Below are 12,573 nucleotides of genomic sequence, written 5' to 3' on the forward strand. Positions count from 1 at the left end.
TTCCCCTCTCCTATGTTTTTTTCACAGAGATTCTCTCAGAAATGCGAGCTTCCTGTAAAGGTGGTGTTGCTGGCCGCCCTCGTGATCGTTGTAGGTGTACACCTCGATCTTCTTGGGACCTGCGTAACGGTTGTAGGCGGCGAAGACCGTACTCGGTGGACAGATGGTGTCCATGAGGGCCACCGAGAAGTAGGCACGGGCCCTGGCGTGCGAGGCAAAGTGTATCCCATCGAAGTAGGAGAGGGTGGTGAGAACCTGCTCCTCGCGGTGGCGGTGCACCTTGAGGAAGTCCCTGATCTCGGAGTAAGGCTCCCGGTCGGTGATCGTGACGGCACGACGGTAGTGGCAGAGGAAGGGTACGTCGGGGAGGCAGAGGGCCACGCGTCGGGAGAGCCCGGCCGCGGCGAGGGCGAGGCCTCCGCCCTGGCTTCCCCCCGTGACGGCGATTCTGTCCGGGTCGACCTCCTCGAGGCGGGCGGCCGCCTCCACTGCACACACGGCGTCGGTCATGAGCCTGCGGTAGTAGTAGGTCTCCCGCGAGAGGATCCCCTGGGTCATGAATCCCGGGCGGGAGGGATTGCTACCCTCATCGGGAAGATCGGGTGTGTCCCCATGGATCCAGCTGCTCCCCTGTCCCCGGGTGTCCATCACCAGGTAGGCGTACCCGGCGGAGGGAAAGGTGAGCCAGTGGTAGGGATACCCCCTTCCTCCGCCGTAGCCTATGTACTCCACCACGCAGGGGAGCCTCTTCCCCGCATCCCTGGGGAGGATGTACCAGGCCCTCACCGGCTGTCCCCCGTACCCCGAGAAGGCAAGGTCGAAGACGCGGAAGACCTGGAGGTGGAAGTCCGGTCGCTCCTCCAGGGAGAGGATCTTCCCGCCCTCGGGGGCCTTTTCCTCGAGGGTGGACTCCCAGAAGGCGAGGAAGTCCTCTGGTGCCTCTTCTCCTGGATCATAGGTGAGGAGCTGTTCGAGCGGAAGGTCGTAGAACGCCATAGCGCCTCCTTAGCTGGTGCATCTAGGAGAAGGATACCGCGTGAGGAGGATTCTGTGTAGCGAGGGACCACGATCCCCGAGGCTCTCTGTTTCCACGGGAGGCAAGAAAAAGCCCCCTTTCGGGGGCCACGTGGGGAAGGGATGGGCCCAGCAGGACTTGAACCTGCGACCCGCTGATTATGAGTCAGCTGCTCTAACCAACTGAGCTATAGGCCCGGAGCATGTAAAAGATGTGCGTAAAATCCCCTCTTTGTCAAGACCGAGAGAAGACGTTGACAGCTATGGTGAATCGTACTATCTTTATCAAAAAGATAAAGAATAAGGAGCCTGTCATGAATGCCACCGAACTCTTCCCGGGAATCTGGCACCTCGGTGCCAACATATCCAAGGACAACCTCTTCGAGGGTATGTGGCCCATCCCCCATGGGGTCTCCCTCAACTCCTACCTCGTGGAGGGCAAGGACATCGCGCTCATCGATCTGGTGAGGGACTGGGAGGATGCCCCCGGTGAGATAGAGAAGCAGCTCGGCCAGCTGGGGGTGGATATCCAGAGGATCAGGTACCTGGTGCTCAACCACCTCGAGCCCGATCACACCGGATGGGTGCCCGGGTTCAAGCAGCGGAACCCGGGTGTGGAGATCGTGACCACCAAGAAGGGGGCGGAACTCGTCGATACCTTCTACCATATCACCGACAACGTGCGGGTGGTGAAGACCGGCGACTCGATCGACCTCGGAGGCGGCAAGGTCCTCCGGTTCTACGAGATCCCCAACGTCCACTGGCCCGAGACCATGGCCACCTATGAGGTTTCGAGCAAGGCCCTCTTCCCCTGCGATGCCTTCGGCTCGTTCGGGAAGATAGGCGATCGGATCTTCGACGATCAGCTCTCCGAGGAGGAACACGCCTTCTACGAGTTCGAGAGCCTCAGGTACTACGCCAATATCGTGGCGAGCTTCTCACCCTTCGTGGAGCGGGCGATCAAGGCCCTGGAAGGCCTCGAGATCTCGGCGATCTGTCCCTCGCACGGGATCATCTGGCGGCGCCACCCGGAGCGGATCGTGGAGCGGTATGCCCGCTATGCCTCGTACTACAAGGGTCCCGCCGAGCCCGAGGTGACGCTCATTTGGGGCTCCATGTACGACAACACCGCGGCGGCCACGGATGCGGTGCGTGAGGCCCTCCTCGAGAGCGGGATCACCTTCCACGAGTATCGGGTGCCGGAGCAGGACTTCTCCCACATCCTCGCCCACGCGTGGAAGTCCCAGGGCCTCATCCTGGGGATGCCCACCTACGAGTACCACATGTTCCCGCCTATGGCCCACACCATCGACATCCTCGGCAGGAAGCACGTACGGGGCAGGACGGTCTTCTGGTACGGTTCGTTCGGATGGTCGGGCGGGGCCGAGCGCGAGTTCAACGAGCTCGCAGAGCGGCACAAGCTCGGCTGGGAGGTGGTGGGCAAGGCCGACTTCCGGGGTAATCCCACCGCCGAGGACCTCTCCCGCCTCAAGCGCGAGGTGGCCGCCTTCGTGGAGAAGGTGCGCGAGCGGGCGCGCACGTCGGCCTAGAGAAGGGATGATGCGGATGCGGCGGCCGTGGAGGCCGCCGCTTTTTTACCGGAAGAGGCCCGAAGAAGGGGGTGCGGCGGGGGGTCGAGGCTCAGAAGGCCGCGTTTCCCGGCGTGCGGGGGAAGGGGATGACGTCGCGGATGTTCTGCATACCGCTCACGTACTGCACCAGCCGGTCGAATCCGAGCCCGAAGCCCGCGTGCGGGGCTCCGCCGTACCGCCTGAGGTCGAGGTACCACTGGTAGGCCTCGATGCGCATCCCGAGCTCCTGCATGCGCGCGAGGAGCCGCTCGTAGTCGTCCTCCCTCTGGCTTCCGCCGATGATCTCGCCCAGCCTGGGCACGAGCACGTCCATGGCCCGCACCGTCCTGCCGTCGGGGTTCTGTTTCATGTAGAAGGCCTTGATCTCCTTCGGATAGTCGGTGACGATCACAGGCCCCTTCACCAGTTCCTCGGTGAGGTAGCGCTCGTGTTCGGTCTGGAGGTCCATGCCCCACTCCGGCGGGAAGGTGAAGGAGACCGGTGCCTTCCTGAGGTGTTCGACGGCCTCGGTGTAGGTCATGTGGGTGAAGGGGGTGTTCACCACGGCCTCGAGCTGGTCCGTGATACCCGGTGCGATCCACTGTTCGAAGAAGGCCATCTCCTCGGGGTGGCGCTCCAGCACGGCCTTGAGGAGGTGGGTGATGAACTCCTGCGCGAGGTGCATGTCTCCCTCGAGGTCGCAGAAGGCCATCTCGGGTTCCACCATCCAGAACTCGGCGAGGTGGCGGGGGGTGTGGGAGTTCTCGGCCCTGAAGGTGGGGCCGAAGGTGTAGACGTTCACGAAGGCGAGGGCGTAGGCCTCTGCCTCGAGCTGGCCGCTCACCGTGAGGAAGGCCGGGGCGCCGAAGAAGTCCTCGGTCGGGTCGTAAGGCGCATCCGGGGGGAGGGTGGTCACCCGGAAGAGGGCGCCCGCTCCCTCGGCGTCGCCGGTGGTGATGATGGGGGTGTGGACGTAGAGGAACCCACGTTCCTGGAAGAAGCGGTGGATCTCCCACGCGAGGGTGTTGCGTACGCGCATCACCGCCCCTATGGTGTTGGTGCGGGGGCGCAGGTGGGCGATCTCCCTGAGGAACTCGAAGCTGTGGCGCTTCTTCTGGAGGGGGTAGTCCTCGGGCGCAGGGCCGAGCACGGTGAGCGCCTCTGCGTGTACCTCGACCGGCTGCTTGGTCCCGGGCGAGGGCCGGAGGGTGCCTTCCACCTTTACCGCTGCGCCGGTCCGTAGCTCCTTCAGCACCGAGGCGAGGTCCGGTCGTTGGGTGTCCACCACCACCTGGAGGGGAGCGGTGGTGGATCCGTCGGAGAGATGGAGGAAGGCCACCTGCTTCGACTCGCGCACCGAGCGGATCCAGCCGTAGACCTCGAGCCGTTGGCCTTCCGGAGGGAGGCGAAAGAGATCCCGTATCCTCTGTCGTACGATGTCCATGGGTGAGTGATACCACAAACGGGCCGGGAAGGGGAGGGGGGATGAGGGCGTCCTTTGATGATCTTTTTTCTCATAATTCCTTTTGTATCGATTGACGTTTCCGTGCGTTACGGGTACGTTTTGAGGGGAGGTGTGTGATGTGGAGACGAGGTGCCCTGGTCGTACTCGTAGGTGTCCTCGCTGCAGGGCTGCTTCCTGCGGGTGGGGCATCTGAACATGAGGCGGTACCAGATGAGGTGCGCCTCACCCTTTTCCTGGGGCCGACCGCCTTGGGATTCATCCCCCTCCTTGAAGCAGGGGAGGTGGCGGGGGTGCCGCTCTCCTACGAGCTCGTGCCCCAGCCGGATGTGGCGGTCTCCCGCATACTCGCAGGCGAGACGGACGTGGCGGCGCTCCCGGTGAACCTCGCGGCGCGCCTCTACAACGGGGGAGCCGACTACCGCATGGCGGCGATGTACCTGTGGGGCCTCCTCTACCTGGTGGCGCCTGAGCCGGTCACCCTCGAGGGGCTCGCCGGCAGGCGGGTCTACGTGCCGGGTAAGGGAGCGACGCCCGATCTTGTGTTTCGGTTTCTGCTCGAGAAGCGGGGGGTAGAGGGGGTGGAGCTCGACTACAGCCTGCCACCTGCAGGGCTCGCCCAGGCAGTGGCGGCCGGCAAGGTGGACTATGCCCTCCTCCCCGAGCCGTTCGTGAGCAGGGTGCTCGCCCTGCGGGAGGATCTCGTGGTGGCGTTCGATCTCCAGGCCGAGTGGGAGCGCGAGGTGGGAACCCCCCTCACCCAGACGTGCATCGTGGTGAAGGGCGAGTTCCTCCAGGAGTATCCCGTGTTCTGGAAGGAGGTGCGGCGCGCCATCGAGGAGTCGATCCACCAGGTGGTGGCAGACCCGGATGGGGCGACCTCCTCGCCGGTGGTGGAGAAGCTCGGACTCACCTCTGAGATTGCCAGGGCGGCGATCCCGCGGTGCAGGCTGAGCTTCGTGCCGGCACGGGAGGCCCGCCAGGCCGTGGAGGCCTACCTGGGGGTGCTCCTGGAGTACGCGCCCGGCTCGGTGGGTGGGGCGCTTCCCCCGGCGGAGTGGTACGTGGAGTGAACCAGGGGCGCCCTGCGCGCCGCCTGAGATGACGATACGTAGGTTTGGATAGATCATTGAGAGAGGAGTACACACGGTATGGAGATCAAGGTCGATCCGCTCAAGAAGAATCCGGCGTTCACCCCAAGACGGGGACCGCTGGTGTTGCTCATCCTCGACGGGGTGGGTTTTAGCCGATACGAGGAGGGGGATGCCTTCAGGCGAGCCCTCACCCCCCACTTCGACTGGCTCTGGGAGCACTGTCCGCACACCACGCTCAAGGCGCACGGGACGGCGGTGGGACTTCCCAGTGACGGTGACATGGGAAACAGTGAGGTGGGCCACAACGCCATAGGGTGCGGAAGGGTCTACTCCCAGGGGGCAAAGCTCGTGGACGAGGCCATCGCCTCGGGCAGGCTCTTTGAGGGGCCTGTGTGGCGCAAGCTTATCGACAATGTGAAGAAGAACGAGTCCACTCTCCACTTCATCGGGCTCTTCTCCGACGGTAACGTGCACAGCAACATCGCCCACCTCAAGGCCATGCTCGAGCAGGCCAAGAGAGAAGGGGTGAAGCGAGCCCGGATCCACATCCTGCTCGACGGCCGCGACGTGGGCGAGACGAGCGCCCTCGAGTACGTGGACCCCTTCGAGGAATTCCTCGCCCAGCTCAACAAGGAGGGGGTGGACTACCGCATCGCCTCGGGTGGGGGGCGCATGGTCATCACCATGGACCGCTATGGCGCCAACTGGGACATGGTGCGCAGGGGGTGGGAGATCCACGTCCTCGGAGAGGGACGACAGTTCTCCTCGGCCCACGAGGCCATCGAGACCCTGCGGAAGGAGACCGGTGCCATCGACCAGGACCTTCCTCCCTTTGTCATTGCCGAAGACGGGAAACCTGTGGGACCCATCCAGGATGGCGATTCGGTCATCTTCTTCAACTTCAGAGGGGACAGGGCCATAGAGATGAGCATGGCCTTCGAAATGGACGACTTCCCCTACTTCGACAGGAAGCGCCGGCCCAAGGTGGAGTACGCGGGCATGATGGAGTACGACGGCGACAAGCACATCCCCAGACAGTACCTCGTGGCCCCGCCCTCCATCGACCGCACGGTGGGGGAGTACCTCGCAGCGAGCGGCGTCACCCAGATGGCGGTCTCCGAGACCCAGAAGTTCGGCCACGTCACGTATTTCTTCAACGGGAACCGCACCGGCAAGTTCAGCGAGGAGCTCGAGGAGTACATAGAGATCCCCTCCGACATCGTGCCCTTCGAGTGGCGGCCCTGGATGAAGGGGGCCGAGATCGCCGAGGAGGTGATCAAGGCGGTGAAGGAGAACCGGTTCCGGTTCATCCGGGCCAACTTCCCCAACGGGGACATGGTGGGGCACACGGGGGTCTTCCAGGCAGCGGTGTGCGCCATGGAGGCGGTGGACATCCAGCTCGGCCGCATCCGCAAGGCCGTGGAGGAGGCGGGCGGTATCCTGCTGGTCACCGCGGACCACGGCAACTGCGAGGAGATGTACGAGCATGACAAGAAGGGAAACCTGGTGAGGAACCCCGACGGCACGCCCAAGGCCAAGACCTCGCACACCCTCAACCCGGTCCCCTTCATCATCTACGACCCCGAGTACCAGGGTGACTACGATACCACCCTGAGGGAAGGGCTGGGGATAAGCTCCATCGGGACCACGTGCATAGAGCTTCTGGGCTTCATCTCCCCCGAGGACTACACCCCGGGCATCGTCCCGGTGAGGCGGTGAGGGAAAGTCCCCGATAGGATCCCATGCCTCATCGCCTGCATCTGGATGTTCTCTAAAGAAAAGAGGCCTCCTCGTCTTTCGAGGAGGCCTCTTGTCGATTTCCAATTGTGTGGTATAATACGTAAAGGCATCAGGATAAGGAGGTGTGACATGAAAGGAAACATCATATGGTGTGTGATCGTGTGCTCGATCGTCTTCCCCTTCTCCCTTGGGGCTTTCGACATCACGGTACATCCTCCGAAGGTTTCGGGGACGCCGGAAGACGGGGCTGTGAACGCTGAGCTCGAAACCCTCGTGGAGAGTATCGAAGCGGAGTTCGTTTCCGAACTCGAAGATGCCGATATCCAAGCGGTGTCGCTCGTGAAGGGGTTCGCCACGGCGAATGCCTTCGCCTCCCACGCCGGGAGCATCCGATCGGTGCTCGACTATGGGTTCATGCAGGTGAGCCTCGGCGCATCGTTCGGGTTCCAGAATCCCACAAGTGTGCCCTTCAATATAGGAAGCCTCTACGAGGCGGCCGAGGAGACGTTCGACGTCCTCGCAGGGGGAGGTATCCAGCTCGGGGCCCAGGTGGGGATCAATCTCTCGTTTCTCCTTCCTGGGCTGCACGGCGCGATAAGACTGGGGAAGTTCGCGGTCTCCGTACCGCTCGCAGAGAGTGTCTCTCTCGATCATGATCTCACCATGGTAGGGCTCGTCTTCTCTTATCCGATACTCAAAGGGGTGGAAACCGCCGGTACAGGATGGTCGGGTGTCTCCATAGGTGCAGGGGCGATATACGAGAGCCTCTCGAGTGTGTATTCACGGGATTTCAGGTACTACTATGAACCGAGTTCCTTTTCCGGAGACTATGTAACGATAGAAAGTCTGGAAGCGAGACCTTCAGTGCATCTTGAGATGGAAAGCTCGCAGGTGGTTGTGCCTCTGGAAGTGATCACAGGAGTAAAAGCAGTGTTCATGCACGTCTATGGCGGGTTGGGGATGGATCTGGCCTTTGGCTCCTCCGAACTCCGGCTCTCTGCTGATCCCAATTTTGAAGTAAAAGGATACATAGATGCAACGGGAGAGGACCTCTCCTCGTTCGTCGCTTCAGAGGGCAGCGTGGAGGTGAAGGGTTCGGTGACCACGGCTCCGGTGACCCTCAATCCCAAGCTCATCATGGGCACGGGGTGGTTTTTGGGGCCGGTGGTACTGGAAACCAGTCTCCTTCTCTACTTCAATGAGGGGAGCGGTTTTTCCGGCGGTATCACGATCGCGACGATGTTCTGATGGACATCCGGGAGAGAAACCGCCCTCTCACGAGGGCGGTTTTTTCATGGAAAAAGTGGAAGCGCAGGGGAGGATGGGCTATACTGATAGAACAGAGAAATTTTATTTATTATGGAGGCATGCATGCGAAGGATACTGGCAATCTGCACGGCTCTGCTCTTTGTGGCGGGAGCAGCCGTGGGGGCAGAGGTGAAGATCACACCGCCGACCGTGGATTTCGGCTCGAACTCCTCGTATGATCTCATTGACGCCTATGTGAACGGTGTGCTTAAAGCCCTTGCTCAGCAGGCGGAGTCACAACTCAACGAGGAGATCGGGGCCTTTGAGCAGCCCTCGTTCGTAGAAGGCATGGCGAACGCCGGCATCTTCGCCTCGCATGTGGGCGTGATGCGCTCGCGGTTCGAGTATGGCTTCCTCCAGGTAGGGGCGGGGATCGCGATAGGGTTCCAGTCACCCACGGCCAATCCCTTCGATGTCGAAGGTATAGGCCAGGCCATGGCTGAAGGAGGGGATGTGTTCGCTGGTGTGGGGGTTCAGGCGGGCGGGCAGGTGGGCCTTAACGCCTCGTTCCTCAAGGAGGGGCTCTTTCTCGGGCTGCGCTTCGGCCGCATGGACCTCACCTCCCTCGCCGAGAGCATGGGGGACGCCCTCCCCGAGGGGCTCTCGGGCTCTCTCTCGGTGGTAGGTGTGCTCGCCAGCTATCAGCTCGTGAAGCCGGTAGATCTGATGCTCATCCGATGGAGGGGCGTGAACATCGGCTCAGGCCTTGTGTACCAGGGCCTTGAGGTGAGGTACAAGGCCGATGTGGACCCCGTGTCGTATGAACAAGAGATAAATAAAGACATCGATAATGGGGGTTACCTCGAGACAGGCACCGTGACCCTCACCGCTGTCCCGACAGTGGAGGTGGGGGTTCAGACCGGTACCGTGGCCATCCCGTTGGAGGTGTCCACCGGGATGAGGGTGCTCATCCTCAATGTGAGCGGTGGGCTCGGGGCCGATCTCGCCTTCGGCTCGAGCAAGCTCCTCTTCGATGCGGATGCACGCATAGAGGCGTCCGGCTCCATTACCCATGGAGAGACGGGAACGAAGCTATATATCAATAATGGAACTATCACCCCCGGGTCCGCAGTCCTGGATGCGGGCACGGAGGGAGGCCCCACGTTCCTCAACCCCAAGGTCTTCGCGAGTGTAGGGCTGCTCCTGGGGCCGATATCCCTCGAGATACCTTTCACCTACTACATCAACGAGGGTTCCGGGTTCAATGCAGGGATCACGCTCGGCCTCACGTTCTAATAGAGAGGGGGAGGCACAGCCCAGGCGCCCTCCGGGGCGCCTCTTTCTGTTATCCGAGATCCGTGGCCACGGCGAGCCGGTCCACCTCGAAGGCGAGCTTCGCAGGGCAGTCGGCGAGGGGGAGCTCCGGGTCGAGGAAGCGGCGGTAGGCCTCTCGCTTCCCCTCCCCCATGAAGAGGAGGAGGCAGGCCTCCGAGCTCTCGAGGAGGGTCTTGCTCGCACTTATCCTCCGGGGTGGGGGTTTGGGCGCCTCCTCCACCCGTATGTAGAAGGGGCTGTCGTCCCAGATGGAAGGATGCCGCGGAAAGAGCGAGGCCACGTGCCCGTCCTCCCCTGCTCCAAGCACCACCAGGTGGAAGGCCTCCCGGTAGCCTCTGAGGGCGCGCTCGTAGGCCTCGAGCCCCCAGTCCTCCGCCTCCCCGCGGTACTCGTAGGGGTGCACCTGGTCCCGGGTGATCCACCGCTTCTCCACGAGGGGCCTGAAGAAGACCCGCTCGAGGAGGGCATCGTTCCTCTCCGGGCTTCCCGGGGGCACGCACCGCTCGTCCACCAGGAAGAAGACGCACCGGTCCCACGGGAGGTCGTCCCTCTCTCTCAAGGCCTCGAGCACGGGTACCACCGACCGCCCGCCGGGAAGCCCCACCACGAGGTGCGGCTCATCCCTGTAGAGGCCGAGCACCCCGGCGATCCACTCCACCGCCGGCGCCACCCCTGTCCGAAGGTCGAGGCGTTCCATGGAGCACAGTATATGCCGCCGACCCCGAAAAGTGAAGAGGATGCGTTGACAAAGACGCGCAGTTTTGCTATCTTATGCTCCACGCTGGATGCCTCTGTAGCTCAGTCGGTAGAGCACATCCATGGTAAGGATGGGGTCACCGGTTCAAGTCCGGTCGGAGGCTCTTTCGTCATTGGTGAAAGGAGCGCGTATAAATGGCAAAGAAGGGAAAGGCAGTCGAGATCATCGCCCTCGCATGTTCCGAGTGCAACCGACGCAACTACACCACCAAGAAGAACAGAAGGCTCCAGGGCAAGCTCCAGCTGAGAAAGTACTGTCCGTTCGACAGGAAACACACCCTTCATGTGGAGACAAGGGTCAAATAGCTGTCGTGTAGATAGGCCAGTAGCTCCAATTGGTAGAGCGCCGGTCTCCAAAACCGGATGTTGCAGGTTCGAGTCCTGCCTGGCCTGCATATTTTTTTAGGAGTGCCGGGATGCGAAAGATCATACAGTTCTTCAAGGACGTGTGGGCGGAGATGAAGCGGGTCACCTGGCCCTCGTGGGAGGATGTGCAGGGGTCCACGCAGGTGGTCATCGTGTCGGTGGCGATCTTCGCCCTGGTGCTCGGGGCGGTGGACCTCTTGCTCCTGTTTCTGCTTGACGTGATATTCTAGGGAAAGGCGGGTTCGATGGCACGGGGATGGTATGTCCTCCATACGTATACCGGGTATGAGAACAGGGTCGAGAAGACGCTGCGGAAGCTGATGGAGGAAGAGCCATATTCCCGGTACATCCTCGACGTGAAGGTTCCGGAAGAAGAGGTCGTCGAGGTGAAGGACGGCAAGCGTAAGGTCACGACCCGGAAGTTTCTCCCGGGCTACGTCCTCGTCGAACTGGACCTTCCCGATATCGGTTGGCGGGATGTGTGTGCCCAGATCCGTCGCATCAACGGGGTGACGGGGTTTGTAGGAACCACGGGGCAGAGCAAGCCGCACCCCATCTCCCAGGAGGAGCTCAGGCAGATCCTCCAGAAGACCGGGGAGCTCAAGGGTGAGCGGCATCTCCGTTTCGGCGAGACCTTCTCCGTGGGTGAGACGGTGCGCATCGTGGAAGGGCCGTTTGAGTCCTTCACCGGAACCATCGAGGAAGTGAACGAGGAGCGGAGAAAGCTCCGTGTCCTGGTGGGAATCTTCGGGCGGGCGACGCCCATCGAGGTGGATTTCCTCCAGGTGGAGAAGATATAGGGAGAGAGTCTCTCTCCGGACTACTGGGAGCCCCTCGCCGGGGCGATCGTACCAGAAGGAGCAGACTGATGGCGAAGAAAGAGGTGACCGCAGTCCTCAAGTTGCAGCTGCCGGCGCAGCAGGCCACTCCCGCCCCTCCCGTCGGGCCGGCCCTCGGCCCTCACGGGGTGAGTGCGCCGCAGTTCGTGCAGCAGTTCAACGACGCCACCAAGAACGTCGAGCCGGGGCTCATCGTTCCGGTGGTGATCACCATCTACAAGGATCGCACCTTCACGTTCGAGCTCAAGACTCCGCCTGCCGCGGTGCTCATCAAGAAGGCCCTCGGTATCGAGAAGGGGTCGGCAGAACCTCACAAGGTGAAGGTGGGAAAGCTCACCAAGGAGCAGCTGCGCGCGATCGCGGAGCAGAAGATGCCGGATCTCAACGCCAACGATATCGAGGCGGCCATGAGGATCATCAAGGGGACCGCCCGCAGCATGGGTGTGGAAGTGGAGGGCTAGTATGGCGCGACACGGAAAGAAGTACCTGGAGGCGGTGAAGAAGTATGCCCGGCAGGAGCGGTATCCGCTCGAGCGGGCGGTCGAGCTCGTGAAGGAGCTCTCCTATGCGAACTTCGACGAGACCGTGGAGCTCTCGGTCAAGGTGAACCTCAAGAAGGGACAGACGGTGCGCGGCACCGTGACCCTGCCGCACAGATTCGGTCAGGAGAAGCGCATCCTCGTCTTCGCGAGGGGCGACAAGGCCGAAGAGGCTCGTGAGGCGGGTGCGACCTATGTGGGTGATACCGATCTCGTCGAGAAGATACAGCAGGGGTGGCTCGACTTCGATGTGGCGGTGGCCACTCCCGACATGATGAAGGAAGTGGGAAAGCTCGGGCCCATCCTCGGGCGCCGCGGGCTCATGCCCAATCCCAAGGTGGGAACCGTGACCATGGACATAAAGGGAGCGGTGGAGAACCTCAAGCAGGGCCAGGTGGAGTTCCGTGCCGACAAGACGGGGGTCGTCCACCTCGCGGTGGGGAAGGTCTCCATGGAGCCCGAGAAGATCGTGGAGAATGTGAACGCGGCCCTCGATGAGATGCGGCACCGGCGCCCGGCCGATACGAAGGGGGCGTTCATCAAGTCCGTGACCCTCTCGTCCACCATGGGGCCGGGAGTCAAAGTTAAGTGGGACGAGCGATAAGGAGA

13 protein-coding genes and 3 tRNA genes are annotated in these 12,573 nt (G+C 62.2%); 12 read left to right on the forward strand and 4 right to left on the reverse strand.

Annotated elements, in window-relative coordinates:
* Positions 1 to 21: 21 nt before the first annotated feature.
* Both STHERM_RS02335 and STHERM_RS02340 read right to left on the reverse strand, forming a co-directional pair.
* Positions 22 to 996, reverse strand: coding sequence for an acetylxylan esterase (locus STHERM_RS02335; RefSeq protein ID WP_013313285.1), 975 nt, complete (start codon positions 994 to 996; stop codon positions 22 to 24).
* A 142-nt stretch (positions 997 to 1,138) separates the two neighbouring features.
* Positions 1,139 to 1,212 (reverse strand) — tRNA-Ile (locus tag STHERM_RS02340).
* A 116-nt stretch (positions 1,213 to 1,328) separates the two neighbouring features.
* On the opposite strand from STHERM_RS02340, the gene STHERM_RS02345 reads away from it, so the two are divergent.
* Positions 1,329 to 2,564, forward strand: a complete 1,236-nt coding sequence (locus STHERM_RS02345) for an FprA family A-type flavoprotein (protein ID WP_041623173.1) — start codon at positions 1,329 to 1,331, stop codon at positions 2,562 to 2,564.
* A gap of 91 nt (positions 2,565 to 2,655) precedes the next feature.
* On the opposite strand, the gene asnS is transcribed toward STHERM_RS02345, so the two are convergent.
* Positions 2,656 to 4,029 carry an asparagine--tRNA ligase gene (gene asnS, locus STHERM_RS02350; protein ID WP_013313287.1) on the reverse strand — a complete coding sequence of 458 codons (1,374 nt, stop codon included), beginning with the start codon at positions 4,027 to 4,029 and terminating at the stop codon, positions 2,656 to 2,658.
* A 137-nt stretch (positions 4,030 to 4,166) separates the two neighbouring features.
* Here asnS and STHERM_RS02355 point away from each other — a divergent pair, with 137 nt between their 5' ends.
* The 4 genes from STHERM_RS02355 to STHERM_RS02370 all read left to right on the forward strand — a co-directional run bounded on the left by STHERM_RS02355 (position 4,167) and on the right by STHERM_RS02370 (position 9,425).
* Entirely contained in the window at positions 4,167 to 5,120 is a 954-nt protein-coding gene (locus STHERM_RS02355; protein ID WP_013313288.1) for an ABC transporter substrate-binding protein, read from the forward strand.
* A gap of 78 nt (positions 5,121 to 5,198) precedes the next feature.
* Positions 5,199 to 6,860, forward strand: coding sequence for a 2,3-bisphosphoglycerate-independent phosphoglycerate mutase (gene gpmI, locus STHERM_RS02360; protein ID WP_013313289.1), 1,662 nt, complete (start codon positions 5,199 to 5,201; stop codon positions 6,858 to 6,860).
* Positions 6,861 to 7,010: 150 nt separating this feature from the next.
* Complete coding sequence (locus STHERM_RS02365; RefSeq protein WP_013313290.1) at positions 7,011 to 8,129, forward strand: Lsa36 family surface (lipo)protein; 1,119 nt, start codon at positions 7,011 to 7,013, stop codon at positions 8,127 to 8,129.
* Positions 8,130 to 8,252: 123 nt separating this feature from the next.
* On the forward strand, positions 8,253 to 9,425 hold the full coding sequence (locus tag STHERM_RS02370) for an Lsa36 family surface (lipo)protein (protein WP_013313291.1): 1,173 nt from the start codon (positions 8,253 to 8,255) through the stop codon (positions 9,423 to 9,425).
* Between the two features lie 49 nt (positions 9,426 to 9,474).
* On the opposite strand, the gene pgl is transcribed toward STHERM_RS02370, so the two are convergent.
* On the reverse strand, positions 9,475 to 10,161 hold the full coding sequence (gene pgl, locus STHERM_RS02375) for a 6-phosphogluconolactonase (protein ID WP_013313292.1): 687 nt from the start codon (positions 10,159 to 10,161) through the stop codon (positions 9,475 to 9,477).
* A 90-nt stretch (positions 10,162 to 10,251) separates the two neighbouring features.
* Here pgl and STHERM_RS02380 point away from each other — a divergent pair.
* The 7 genes from STHERM_RS02380 (at position 10,252) to rplA (ending at position 12,568) form a co-directional block, all read left to right on the forward strand.
* A tRNA-Thr gene (locus STHERM_RS02380) sits at positions 10,252 to 10,324 on the forward strand.
* Between the two features lie 31 nt (positions 10,325 to 10,355).
* Positions 10,356 to 10,526: a 50S ribosomal protein L33 gene (rpmG, locus tag STHERM_RS02385; protein ID WP_013313293.1), complete on the forward strand. Its 171-nt coding sequence runs from the start codon at positions 10,356 to 10,358 to the stop codon at positions 10,524 to 10,526.
* Positions 10,527 to 10,539: 13 nt separating this feature from the next.
* Positions 10,540 to 10,613, forward strand: a tRNA-Trp gene (locus STHERM_RS02390).
* A gap of 23 nt (positions 10,614 to 10,636) precedes the next feature.
* Positions 10,637 to 10,816, forward strand: a complete 180-nt coding sequence (secE, locus tag STHERM_RS02395; protein WP_013313294.1) for a preprotein translocase subunit SecE — start codon at positions 10,637 to 10,639, stop codon at positions 10,814 to 10,816.
* Between the two features lie 15 nt (positions 10,817 to 10,831).
* Positions 10,832 to 11,386 carry a transcription termination/antitermination protein NusG gene (nusG, locus tag STHERM_RS02400; protein ID WP_013313295.1) on the forward strand — a complete coding sequence of 185 codons (555 nt, stop codon included), beginning with the start codon at positions 10,832 to 10,834 and terminating at the stop codon, positions 11,384 to 11,386.
* 68 nt (positions 11,387 to 11,454) lie between these two features.
* A complete protein-coding gene (gene rplK, locus STHERM_RS02405; protein WP_013313296.1) occupies positions 11,455 to 11,886 on the forward strand; it encodes a 50S ribosomal protein L11 in 432 nt (143 codons plus the stop codon).
* Between the two features lies 1 nt (position 11,887).
* Complete coding sequence (rplA, locus tag STHERM_RS02410; RefSeq protein ID WP_013313297.1) at positions 11,888 to 12,568, forward strand: 50S ribosomal protein L1; 681 nt, start codon at positions 11,888 to 11,890, stop codon at positions 12,566 to 12,568.
* The last annotated feature ends 5 nt before the right edge of the window (positions 12,569 to 12,573 follow it).

Source organism: Spirochaeta thermophila DSM 6192 (assembly GCF_000147075.1).
Lineage (GTDB): Bacteria > Spirochaetota > Spirochaetia > Winmispirales > Winmispiraceae > Winmispira > Winmispira thermophila_A.

Coding starts and splice junctions, on each gene's coding strand:
- STHERM_RS02335 (WP_013313285.1), bottom strand. CDS start 996: ATGGCGTTCTACGACCTTCCGCTCGAACAGCTCCTCACCTATGATCCA.
- STHERM_RS02345 (WP_041623173.1), top strand. CDS start 1,329: ATGAATGCCACCGAACTCTTCCCGGGAATCTGGCACCTCGGTGCCAAC.
- asnS (WP_013313287.1), bottom strand. CDS start 4,029: ATGGACATCGTACGACAGAGGATACGGGATCTCTTTCGCCTCCCTCCG.
- STHERM_RS02355 (WP_013313288.1), top strand. CDS start 4,167: ATGTGGAGACGAGGTGCCCTGGTCGTACTCGTAGGTGTCCTCGCTGCA.
- gpmI (WP_013313289.1), top strand. CDS start 5,199: ATGGAGATCAAGGTCGATCCGCTCAAGAAGAATCCGGCGTTCACCCCA.
- STHERM_RS02365 (WP_013313290.1), top strand. CDS start 7,011: ATGAAAGGAAACATCATATGGTGTGTGATCGTGTGCTCGATCGTCTTC.
- STHERM_RS02370 (WP_013313291.1), top strand. CDS start 8,253: ATGCGAAGGATACTGGCAATCTGCACGGCTCTGCTCTTTGTGGCGGGA.
- pgl (WP_013313292.1), bottom strand. CDS start 10,161: ATGGAACGCCTCGACCTTCGGACAGGGGTGGCGCCGGCGGTGGAGTGG.
- rpmG (WP_013313293.1), top strand. CDS start 10,356: ATGGCAAAGAAGGGAAAGGCAGTCGAGATCATCGCCCTCGCATGTTCC.
- secE (WP_013313294.1), top strand. CDS start 10,637: ATGCGAAAGATCATACAGTTCTTCAAGGACGTGTGGGCGGAGATGAAG.
- nusG (WP_013313295.1), top strand. CDS start 10,832: ATGGCACGGGGATGGTATGTCCTCCATACGTATACCGGGTATGAGAAC.
- rplK (WP_013313296.1), top strand. CDS start 11,455: ATGGCGAAGAAAGAGGTGACCGCAGTCCTCAAGTTGCAGCTGCCGGCG.
- rplA (WP_013313297.1), top strand. CDS start 11,888: ATGGCGCGACACGGAAAGAAGTACCTGGAGGCGGTGAAGAAGTATGCC.